The 11,586-nt window shown below is 35.3% G+C and carries 13 protein-coding genes and 1 tRNA gene; all 14 read right to left on the bottom strand.

The window, feature by feature from the left end; translation table 11 throughout:
• Positions 1-6: 6 nt before the first annotated feature.
• Positions 7-2,025 (bottom strand): sodium-translocating pyrophosphatase, encoded by a 2,019-nt coding sequence (locus Q7O90_RS00235; protein ID WP_304126153.1) that lies wholly within the window; start codon positions 2,023-2,025, stop codon positions 7-9.
• A 144-nt stretch (positions 2,026-2,169) separates the two neighbouring features.
• Positions 2,170-2,403, bottom strand: coding sequence for a preprotein translocase subunit SecG (secG, locus tag Q7O90_RS00230; protein WP_106056679.1), 234 nt, complete (start codon positions 2,401-2,403; stop codon positions 2,170-2,172).
• 219 nt (positions 2,404-2,622) lie between these two features.
• On the bottom strand, positions 2,623-2,901 hold the full coding sequence (locus Q7O90_RS00225; protein ID WP_094234138.1) for a DUF2325 domain-containing protein: 279 nt from the start codon (positions 2,899-2,901) through the stop codon (positions 2,623-2,625).
• 15 nt (positions 2,902-2,916) lie between these two features.
• On the bottom strand, positions 2,917-3,468 hold the full coding sequence (locus Q7O90_RS00220) for a DUF3793 family protein (RefSeq protein ID WP_304126152.1): 552 nt from the start codon (positions 3,466-3,468) through the stop codon (positions 2,917-2,919).
• A 300-nt stretch (positions 3,469-3,768) separates the two neighbouring features.
• A complete protein-coding gene (locus Q7O90_RS00215) occupies positions 3,769-4,296 on the bottom strand; it encodes a hypothetical protein (protein ID WP_106056675.1) in 528 nt (175 codons plus the stop codon).
• A gap of 4 nt (positions 4,297-4,300) precedes the next feature.
• Positions 4,301-5,077, bottom strand: coding sequence for a hypothetical protein (locus Q7O90_RS00210; RefSeq protein ID WP_304126150.1), 777 nt, complete (start codon positions 5,075-5,077; stop codon positions 4,301-4,303).
• Positions 5,052-6,416 carry a DUF5702 domain-containing protein gene (locus Q7O90_RS00205; protein ID WP_304126149.1) on the bottom strand — a complete coding sequence of 455 codons (1,365 nt, stop codon included), beginning with the start codon at positions 6,414-6,416 and terminating at the stop codon, positions 5,052-5,054. Before Q7O90_RS00205 ends, Q7O90_RS00210 begins: the two co-directional genes overlap by 26 nt.
• Positions 6,385-6,690, bottom strand: a complete 306-nt coding sequence (locus Q7O90_RS00200) for a hypothetical protein (protein ID WP_304126148.1) — start codon at positions 6,688-6,690, stop codon at positions 6,385-6,387. The genes Q7O90_RS00205 and Q7O90_RS00200 overlap by 32 nt, the downstream gene beginning before the upstream one ends.
• A 52-nt stretch (positions 6,691-6,742) precedes the next feature.
• Complete coding sequence (locus tag Q7O90_RS00195; protein ID WP_094234132.1) at positions 6,743-6,904, bottom strand: Flp1 family type IVb pilin; 162 nt, start codon at positions 6,902-6,904, stop codon at positions 6,743-6,745.
• Between the two features lie 171 nt (positions 6,905-7,075).
• A complete protein-coding gene (locus Q7O90_RS00190; protein WP_304126147.1) occupies positions 7,076-8,062 on the bottom strand; it encodes a type II secretion system F family protein in 987 nt (328 codons plus the stop codon).
• Between the two features lie 15 nt (positions 8,063-8,077).
• A complete protein-coding gene (locus Q7O90_RS00185; protein WP_304126146.1) occupies positions 8,078-8,941 on the bottom strand; it encodes a type II secretion system F family protein in 864 nt (287 codons plus the stop codon).
• A 5-nt stretch (positions 8,942-8,946) separates the two neighbouring features.
• Positions 8,947-10,194, bottom strand: a complete 1,248-nt coding sequence (locus Q7O90_RS00180) for a CpaF family protein (RefSeq protein ID WP_304126145.1) — start codon at positions 10,192-10,194, stop codon at positions 8,947-8,949.
• Between the two features lie 58 nt (positions 10,195-10,252).
• Entirely contained in the window at positions 10,253-11,170 is a 918-nt protein-coding gene (locus Q7O90_RS00175) for a hypothetical protein (RefSeq protein WP_304126144.1), read from the bottom strand.
• Between the two features lie 248 nt (positions 11,171-11,418).
• Positions 11,419-11,501, bottom strand: a tRNA-Leu gene (locus tag Q7O90_RS00170).
• Positions 11,502-11,586: the final 85 nt, after the last annotated feature.

The raw sequence follows: 11,586 nt of genomic DNA, 5'->3' as shown, positions 1-11,586 counted from the left end.
TATCCCTTAAAAGAGAATTCCACCAAAATGAACGAACACAGGTGCGAATACAAGAGAAACGATAGTCATAAGCTTAATAAGTATATTGATTGATGGACCAGATGTATCCTTGAATGGGTCACCTACTGTGTCACCAACAACTGTAGCCTTGTGAGTCTCACTTCCCTTTCCGCCATATGCTCCACTCTCAACATATTTCTTTGCGTTGTCCCATGCACCACCTGCGTTAGCCATCATGATTGCTAAAAGAACTCCTGATGCAAGTGAACCAGCAAGCATTCCACCGAGAGCTTCTGTTCCAAGCAACAAACCAATCAGCAAAGGTGCAACGATAGCTAGTAGACCAGGGGCAATCATCTCATGAAGAGCAGCACCTGTTGAGATGTGAACACATCTAGCATAGTCTGGCTTTGCATTACCCTCCATAATGCCCTTATTCTCACGGAACTGACGTCTTACCTCTTCAATCATCTCATTAGCAGCTTTTCCAACCGAATTCATGGTCATAGCTGAGAACAAGAACGGAAGCATGGCTCCGATGAAAAGACCGACGATTACCAGTGGGTTAAGTAAACTAATCTGGTTTAATTTCGCCGAAACAGCAAATGATGCAAATAGTGCGAGTGCTGTAAGTGCTGCTGATCCAATGGCGAATCCTTTACCAATAGCAGCCGTTGTATTACCAACAGAATCGAGAGTATCAGTAATCTCTCTTACGCTTTCAGGTAGCTCTGACATTTCAGCAATACCACCAGCATTGTCAGAAACTGGTCCATAAGCATCTACAGCAACTGTCATACCTGTTGTAGATAACATGCCTACAGCAGCTAGAGCAATGCCGTATAGTCCTGCAAAGTTGTACGCAACTATAATTCCTACACAGATAAAGATAATTGGCCAGAAAGTTGAGCTCATTCCAACACCAAACCCACTAATGATTGTGGTAGCCGAGCCGGTCTGCGACTGTTCAGCGATCTTCTTAACAAATCTATATGAATCTGAAGTATAGACCTCTGTGATAGCTCCTATAATAACACCGACCAAAAGACCCGCGATAATCGCATATGCGTAAGTAAGAGATCCTAAAAGCTTGTTACTTAATACAAGTGAGCCGATAATTACAATTGCACTGCTCACATAAGTTCCAACATTTAATGATTTAGCAGGGTTAACATTTGCACTTCCCCTTACACACATTACGCCAATAACAGATGCGATGATACCAACAGCAGAAATAAGTAGTGGGAATATTGCAGCAGTTGCCTCTGTAAAAGTTCCAGTAACACCAGAAGCATCAACAGCAACGGCAGCTAGAGTTACAGCAGAAATAATAGATCCAACGTATGATTCAAATAGGTCAGATCCCATTCCAGCAACGTCACCTACATTATCTCCAACATTGTCCGCAATAACAGCAGGGTTTCTTGGATCGTCCTCCGGAATACCTGCTTCTACCTTACCTACAAGGTCTGCACCAACGTCGGCTGCTTTAGTGTAAATACCTCCACCTACACGCCCAAATAGAGCCATCGATGAAGCTCCTAATCCAAAGCTCGTAATGCACTGCATTATAGTTGCTAAATCAAGAACAACTACAACGACACCTAGCCCTAAAAGTCCTAGTCCTGCAACACAAAGCCCCATTACCGCACCACTTCTGAATGCAATTTTGAGAGCTCGTGGCATACCAGATTCCATAGCAGCATTGGCTGTTCTTACATTACCTTTTGTAGCAACATTCATACCAAAGAATCCTGCAAGTACAGAAAGCAGAGCACCACAAACATAGAGAACCGCAGATGTCCAATTAATTGCAAATCCAATGAGAATGAACAATGCAACGATTACGATTACCATCGTCTTATATTCTCTCTTCAGAAATGCAAATGCGCCTTCCCTGATGTAGCCGGATATTTCCTTCATTCTGTCTGTACCTTCCGGCGCCTTACCTACCCACGAAGCAAGTGCGAAAGCTACAAGCAGACCGATTAATGCCGCAGCAGGAACCATCCACTTAATCGCCATAATAAACCTCCTTGAAATGTGAGAAAAATCTCAAATTCCTAAATAATAAAATAAAAATATATTAAAGATATACAGAGGCTTAATCCCAAACCTCTGTATATCAACATAAACAATCTGTTAATTTACTGTATTTTTGTATAAATACTAGTTGAAAATTGCTACGATGACTAATGCTACAATGATATAAATAGCTGATACAACTGTCGTAATTCTTGCGAGTATTGCATCATAACCATTGCTCTTCTTCTTTCCAAAAAGCTGTTCTGCACCTCCCGCAATTGAGCCGGAAAGTCCATCACTCTTGCTTGATTGAAGCAAGATGCTAAGGATAAGAATCACACTAGTGATGAGTAAAACAACCATTAATGCGGTGTGCATAATCCCCTCCACATATGTTACATTTATAGTTCTTAAAGAACCTCAATAGTTTAACATGAGCAATAAACAAAGTCAACATTTCATAGGCCTTCGAATGGTTGAAACAGTGCACATGATAAGTATTTTCGTTATATATCCTTCTATAATTTTACAATCAAAAATAAGAATCCATCCTTAATTATAGATCCTCATTTTTCATATTATCGCAATATTCCTAAATTACACATACTGAGCTAACAAAGTCTTAAGAGCAGATGCACTGCTTGAGTGAACCCAAGCAACCTCAACATTTTTACGCTTTGCCTCTGCAACAGCGGTGTTCATCATCTTATGTGATACGGTATTTGTAAACATCACGAGCAAATCTGGACAGCCCATCTTCTTCCCTACATTTCCGCGTTCCTTAGTGAATACCTTGGCTTTGCATCCGTGTTTTTTACAAATCTCCTTATATTGACATTCCATACACTCATTTCCGCCTACTATGACAATACTCATAATCTATCCTCCCAGCTATGCACAAACGGTTAATTTTGCAATATCACCGTCTATTTTGAACCTCTTCATATAAATTTTTTCGCATCGCTTATATTTTGCAAAAAGATTCTTGGCATACTCAACATCGCCGTAAACTTTCCACTGCCCACAAGCCTTACAATTATTTCCACAATGATCAATGAAACCAGCGACGTCATCCACAGGATAACCTAAAAATATACCCACTTCGTGAGGGAAACTCCCACAAATCGAAATCCTATAAATAAGTCTTTGCAAAGCCCCTGTCACATCGCAGCTTTCATATCCAAAATTGTGCATCAATTTACTTACACAGCACTCTGATAAGCGCATAAATAACATATCTGGTCTAAATACATATAGGAGAGCTCTTTTGCCATTGTCATGTAGTACTACTACAACAACCCCTTTACGATTTAGTTTATTGTTAATTATCGCAAGTTCAACCTTGAATTTCTCCTGTGAACAGTAGCTATAACCGAACATGCTGCCTATTTTAATTCGTGCCAGAGTTGGTGCACAAAACTGAATAACTTTATCCTCTAACATCCTATACCCCTGAGATGATATTCACGATATAATTGCTTATGCACACTGTTTTGCGACCACTCACAAATCAGTTAAATATATCTAACTCATTTTTTTAAAAAAGACTCTTGAGTTAGAGTCTTTTAACTATTGATAAAATACCATATTATTTGTATCTAAGTCAAGCTATAAGAAAAAATTTATATTTTTTTTCCAAAATTAATATGAAGCCAATAGCAAAATAATATATGTACCATTAATTTAATCACAGTAACTAACTTTGCTTATAAAGCTAGGCCCCCTCTTCTCTTCAGACTTAATCTACACTACTTTCTCATTTAAAAATCTATTAAGATTCTTTTCTGCAATACTCTTTGCTCTGTATATTTCATTTTTTGCTAACTCATCTTTTATTAATTCAAAACAATTAATAGCCTTCTTCTTGTTTTTAGTTCCAATTTTATCCATAAACCTTATGAGCTTAATATTAAATGGTGTCATTGTCGTATCTGGATAAAACAATATACCTATACTATTATAGTCTGTCCTATTTCTAACTGAATAAATAAGTTCAGGTTCTATCAGATATCTCTCTGCTCCAATAAGCATCTGACAATTATTATCATTAATCATGATGAGAGTTAGCACTAGTTGCAGCTTATCAATCTCTGTAAGCTCACGATATACTAGGCGCCGCTTATTCTTTTTATCATATGAAAATATATAAGTATCATTCTCGCATATAATTGTCATGTCCAGAAATGCTTTTGCATAATGATTGCATAAAATCTCACATATATATCTTGGCATCTTATAGTCAGTAATACTTTGCCTAATATCCTTCTCCACTTAATTAACCTCCACATTTTGAACACGGTGTATATCCGCGCCTCTCTGCAATTTTCTTTGTTACCTCCACGTAATTCCTCTCCATAACCCTGCAACCTGCCATATGGTAGCATTCACCTTGAATAGGATAGTAATATACACGAGCTCCAACCTTCGCCCTTTTACTCTTACACACTGGACATGGATCATATTCCTTTCTAATACTTGAGGTTAACGTAGTTGATGTTACCTTTGAGTGCATGTATGTGCATCCTTGATTATGATACTTCTCTCCACGTTTAGGAAAAATGAAGGCAGGTCTATCACCCTCCCCTGTAAGCTCATTAACAGTCATGTGAGTATCATCTCTCACACGTCCAACATATGCACGAGTTATTGTCTTAAGTCTGTACTTTGCTTCTGTCTTAAACCCAATTGGATTTTTAGTATTTAATCTTAAATCTGCATCTATAGATATGACTTCATCTATTCCGAACATGTGCTTCCTATACGATGTCGAATGTACTACAAACCCATCAATTTGAGAATGGTTTGAGTTTAGCTCGTTATGAATTTGATTAGGAACTAATTTATGAATATTAACTTTTGAAGCAACCGCTGCCGATCTTCTTAAATAATTAGCTGATATATAGTTCGCATCTTCAATGCAGCTATAAGCAGATATTATAGAGCTCATAACCATAATCGCAATCATGAAAATCGGCAGAATCAATGTTGCCTCAACGATATAACTTCCCCTTTTATTATTGATTTCTTTACTTGTACGAATCATCAATTTCATATGATTTACCATTTATTTTTAAATTGAATCTTACCCCACAGTTATATTCATCGAAATTAAAATCATCATAGTATCGATATTTCATGTTAATCTGAATTAGATCCATAACTCTCCGCGTTCTTAGATCTTTAGGGGTTGTTAACATCATAAGCAAGAGATATTCTTCGTAGTTTTGTCCATTCACATTCTCAACAAAGCTTTCAGTCTTACTCATTTCCTTCAGTTGTTCTGAATTCTCATTCATTATTTTTCTAGATTCCTCATCTATCTTTTCACTAAACTTTTCATCTCCCAGCACACTTTCTAGCGATACCTTCCACTCACCTTTCTTTTTTATAAAAGGAATTCGTTTGTTATCTAGTAAAGCTTTCACATCTTCACGAGCTTCAAGAGCTGCCCAGCTTTCCATTATTATGCCTTGAACTACTATTGCACCTGGACCTGGAGATATAATCTCTGATACGGATGCTATTAACTCCATCTTTTCATGATCTTTAGATAATGCAGCTAAATTTAGTGCATTTCTAATCAAAAAAATGCTTTTTTTACAGCTCTCGAAGTTTTTATTATCGTCTAAATACCCTTTGACAATATACTCGTACTCATTAGCAAAAAATGTCTCTTTATCGCTACAAGTCTTAAGGTGGCTATTAAAATTATTAACTATAAATGCCATTTCAGAAACTTTTCCTAGAGCTTTGGAACTTAACTTATCCGCAGCATTGTTATTAATTATCATTCCAGATATTCCTTTTACGTTGAAATTATTCTTTTCACCTCTCGATGGTAAAGTTTCTATAACGTATTTGTTTCCGATTATTCTTTTCCCGTATACACTCTTATCTTTAGATTCAGTAGTAGCATTTTTAGATTCATCTATAGAAATATTTGGATTTTTAACATCACTACGAACATTTCGATTACTGCCATCAAGCACCGACTTGGTGCTTTCGTACATAAGTGAGTCGCGCATACTTTTGCGAAAATTATTCAAATCTGACATACGGTACTGATCTAGGTTTGCACTTGGTGTTCCAAGGCTAACGCGAAGTTTATCCTCAAAGGAATATTTTGAATATATATTTAGCCTCTTTACAACATCTATATCATTGCTTTGAAATGCCATTATTCCGTAATCACGTAGTAAATATTTATCATATTCAGACAGAATCGCTTTACCCCAAAGTTTTCCACTCACCTCTGACCAACTTTGAACAGTGCGGCTTCTCGCTATCCCAATTGCAATTATTATCATTGATATCAAAGCGAGGAATACGTACGATATAATAACAATCGCCGATCCGCGTTTACTCTTGAACAGCTGCCTCAACAGTATCACCAACTCTCACGAACTTATCTTCACACAGCGTAAATCCTTTTACCTCTATAGTTTTTCTAATCAGCCCTTCAGCCAAACCTAAATTAGCATAGTTAATATCTCTAGAATCATTAAGTGTTTTAATCACGGGGGATCTAGTGCTGTCCCATTTTGATAACATCTTGCGATGCATATTAGTCTGAGTAATTAAGCATTCTAGATAAAATGTGCAAAGTCTAATTAATAGCATTATTACCAGTATTATGATTGGCAGAACAATGCTCGCTTCTACCATCTGTTCCCCTCGTTTATTAGAAAAAGGCATAACTAAATTCTGCGCGCAGGATTTAAAATTTACTCGCATTAAGTGCTTTGAATGTTTTGTTTACAAAAGATGTAATCTCTGTTTTGAAGATAATCCCGAGCGCAATAGCAATAGCGATTAGAATAGCTACTTGAACAAGCTCCATACCTGCTTTAGATTTAAATAGTTTTTTTATGTTTTTCATATCTTTCCTCCTTTGTCACTGAAGACACCTATCATCACACACTTAAATAGGCAATAATCCACACACACATTTACACATACACACTTACATCTAATTGCATAAAATACGTTCAACTCTATAATATTAACCCTTACATTTCAATCACCTCCTTAAGTATTATATTACTAAGCACTACATGGACATCATTGCTGGTGCCATGGTTATTATAATTAACAAAACTAGAAGTAATCCTAGCGGATAAGTCATTTTAGTATCTATCAGTTTCCCTTGTTCCCTTGCAATAACTTTTCTAATATCCCAAAGAAATGCACTCTCACGTTCTAGCTTTTCCTGAATATTGCTCCCTCTTTTTTCATTCTCCCGCAAAACAGTTGATATTCGCATTAGCTCCTTTACAGAATACTTCTTTGCCAATTCAGAGAACAGTAATGGTATACTTTGATTAGTTAGCTCTGCTGACTCCGTCATGGCAATTATATTACGTTCTAGTTCACCTTGATGCTCAATCTGCATCATAGAGTACCCATAGCAAATCTTATGAAAGGCATCGCTTAAAATAACGCCAGAGCTCATCATTAATAACAACTGATTTGTAAATCTCGGAAGCGCTTTCAAAATCTGTTTGCGCATATCCATGTCCGCTTTTCTAAGTTTATCGTGTTTGTCCAAAATCATTGCGATTCCGATTAGTACATACATAATGACAACCATCATCCAGCCTCTATTAGATTTTCCACTTTTACTCCAAGTGACAACGCTGCCATCATCGAGCTTTGATGGCAAAATAATCTTTTTACTACGTGATTCCTCTAGTCTGCTTACTGCAATTCCTAGGCTTGCACTCATTTCTGCTTCAATATCATGTGAGGATTTATGATTCTCTTTTCCATTTTTTTCATCCACATTTTTTCTGAGACTTACATCTTGTGATATGCTTTTGTTATCTCGCTGCACATTAGCAATCAAGTTGTATTCAGCAAATTTTTCTGTTCCTCGTTGCATTATACCAACAACATTTCCTTTATCATTGACTATGTACTTGCCACTCATATGGGGTTTAATCAGAATAATTACTAAAAAAATGAATGAAATAATTGAAATCTGAACTAGTTGTTTCTTAAGTTCACGATCAAATATATCTCCAAGATTAATTTTCACGGACTTCTCACCTTCCTATATTTCAACATTAGTAATTTTCTGCATAACTGAATATATAAAAATGTCAGCAGCAACAACCATCGTCATAATAACTCTGCCAATATAGCTCTCATAAAGAGGTGCGATATATTCAGGAGAAAATAAATTTAGAAACAGTACTACAATAAACGGCATAGCAAAAAGAATAATACTCTCATTCTTCTTTCTATTCGCCATAGTTCTAATCTCATTCTCTATAGTCATCTTATCTATAATAACACTGGCTGCTTTATTTAATGCATCAACAAGACTAGCGCCTGTCGTCTTGCAAGTTGAATAAATAATCATAAAATCAACTATATCTTCCGATGCTGAACGCTTAGCAAAATCATTTAGAACTGTCACATCTTCTTCATTACCAATGCTCATGCGCTTATGCATATTCTTTAACTCCCTACTTAAAATAGCATTTTCACCATAAATTCCAACTATCCCAGGTATAGCTTCACCAATTGCATCACGCATTCCTCTACCTGTACCAATTGATGTAGATAAAATAAATAGGAAGTCCTTAAATTGCTCAGCAAGTGCCCGCTTCCTTCTAGCTAGCATATATTCAGCATATATTTCTTGAATTTTAATATAAAATAATAAAAGCACTAAACTGAAAAAAATATTGTGATACATAAGTACAGATAAAGCTGTACCGACTACAAGTGTACCGGCAAATATGAGCTGTTTTTCTCTTTTATCTACCATATACTTATCATATCTGATTTCAGAATTAACAAGATGTTCACTATCAATAGTATGATCATCCTTCGGCTCCAAAGACTTAATTGGGGTACGCTTTTTAACGTCTATTACAGACTCTCCATTAACCAGAAATCCATTTCTCAACTCACTTACACACCTTCCTCATGCAAGTTTTGCATTAATTTCTCACAATTAGTTAAATTATTTCCCGTTTCCATTAGTTTTCCGTCAGGATTCGTATAATAAATATAATTTAATTTATAATCTTCGCCATCAAATCCTACCATCTCCGCAACTTCAACAAGACGTCGTTTTCCATCACTATCTCTACGCAGATGAACAAATATATCTATAGCATTTGCAATCTGGCTTTTAATCGAATAAATTGGAATATGAGTGTCCATGAGATACATTGTCTCAAGACGATTTAACATCCCTTTTATAGAATTCCCGTGTCCTGTTGACATACTGCCATCATGACCAGTTGACATAGCTTGTATCATATCAATAACCTCCCGACCTCTTACTTCACCAACAATAATCCTGTCTGGTCGCATTCGAAGACTAGTCTTAATCAGCATTTCCATGCTTACCATTCCTTTCCCAACAGAATTAGCATTTCGACATTCCATATGAACAATATTTTTTATCTGGCTAACCTTAAGCTCAGCAGAATCCTCAATGATAATCACACGTTCATCCGAATTAATTGCTGATGATAAAGCATTCAAAAAAGTTGTTTTACCTGAAGACGTCCCACCACTTATAAAGATATTGTATTTTGCTGCAACAAGCTTAGTTAAGAAATCCGAGCATTCTCGAGGCATAGAATCATTGTTTACAAGATCATCAAGTGTAATTTCATCATTTGCAAACTTCCTAATAGTTAAAATTGGACCATTTAGAGCAACATTTTTTAATACTCCATTTACTCTGTATCCATTCTCAAGTCGTGCATCAACAATTGGATTTGCTTCATTAATCTCGCGGTGAATATCAGATGCAAACATCCTTATTAATCCTTCTAACTCATCATCGGAGTAGAATGAATTATCTACTTCAGTAATTTTTTTATTCTTCTCGACAAAAATACGATTATATCCATTTACCATAATTTCATTAATAAAGGGATCTTCAATATAGTTGGATAAAATGCTATATTTACTTGAAACTCTTAAAAATATCGCCCTAATTACATCGGTAATCTCATCATAATCAATTAAAGAAATATATCTACTTTCAAACACTGTATTTTCAACTAACTCAAGAAGTCGTTCTTCATTTAAAGTGTCGTCAGAATTAGAAATTATGCCTTTTAAATTGTTTGTAATTAACTCAATAACCCTTGAATGTTTATTTACAACTTCCTTCATACTATAATTTGAAACCATTTCCATAAATAATTCCTATCAATATAAAATATACTAGAATATCAAGTAAAAGTATTCCGTGCAATTATGAGTTTAAAACTGAATCGATCAACTCACTAACAGTAATTTCTAAAGCAGTTCCATCAGAATCATAGTTAATATAAGAAACATTATTTACACCTAACTCTGAGATAATGCTTGAAAATGATTCATCAGATTTACAATTCCTGCTAAGTAAAATAACTTTGTCCATCTGTTGAAGTAATTTAACATTACGTTCATTAAGACAACGTCCAATATCAAAACAAATAACATCAAAGAAATGTCCATATATATACTTAATTAACATTTCAAAAGAAGTATCATCCATTTTCGCTATAGGATTCAAAGCCAAAGAGCTCTTAAAATAATAAAATCCCAAATTGTCTAAAGAAAAAAAAGATTCAATTGGAATTCTTTCATGTTTATTAATTAAATAAACAAGTTTCTTAAAAATATAAGAATCAGTAAATCCTTTGTTTTCAAAATGGCTAATCGAAGACAAATACTGAAGTGGAAAAATCAACACATTTAATCCGTACTTATAAACTATTTGCTTCGCAAACTGTTCAATAAAATCAGAAGAATAAACGTCTATATCAAAAATAAATGCGATTTTATGATTCTTTGAGATGTCATAGCTGTTACCTCCAAAATAACTAAAACCGCAAATTTTAATTTTAGATATTATGTCATCAAAAGGCTGAAACTTAAAAAGTTTAAACGGTCCTTTAAAAAGATTTTCCTCACCTATTATAGGGGAAAGAACACACACAGCCTGAGTATTTAAAGAAGGATACTGATGAGATAACGTTTCAAGATTAATATCAGTGATTAACAGCTCATCATCAAAAAGTAAACCATTAAAATCTAAGTCAATAAGAAGGTTTTTGTCTATCTTACTAGTCATATCAACAAACGATGTAAGATAGTCTTTATCGCTTAACAGAATTCGAAATCTCATCAATCACCTCTAAAAATAGTAAAAAATTGGAGTGGTAAGGATTACTTAAGTCCTTACAATCAAATAATATCATTAAAAAAATTCCCCTTCAGCACACCTTTAGCCGAACAAAGAAAATAGAAAGCAATAAGTAAAGATAGTAAATAAATTCAAAATTATATTAAAATGGATAATAATGATGAATAAAGAAAGAAAGATAAATATATATGAATAAAAAAAAGACCTATAGTAAAACTATAGATCTAATATGGTGCGCTTGGAGGGACTCGAACCCCCACGGTCGCCCGCCAGAACCTAAATCTGGTGCGTCTGCCAGTTCCGCCACAAGCGCATATTTAATTGGTGGTGACCCCACCGGGAATCGAACCCGGGTTACCGCCGTGAAAGGGCGATGTCTTAACCGCTTGACCATGGGG

This window comes from Mogibacterium diversum (assembly GCF_938028775.1).
GTDB classification, from domain to species: Bacteria; Bacillota; Clostridia; order Peptostreptococcales; family Anaerovoracaceae; genus Mogibacterium; species Mogibacterium diversum_A.
Note: the sequence above shows the minus strand (reverse complement) of the source record. Positions and strands in the feature narration are given on the sequence as shown.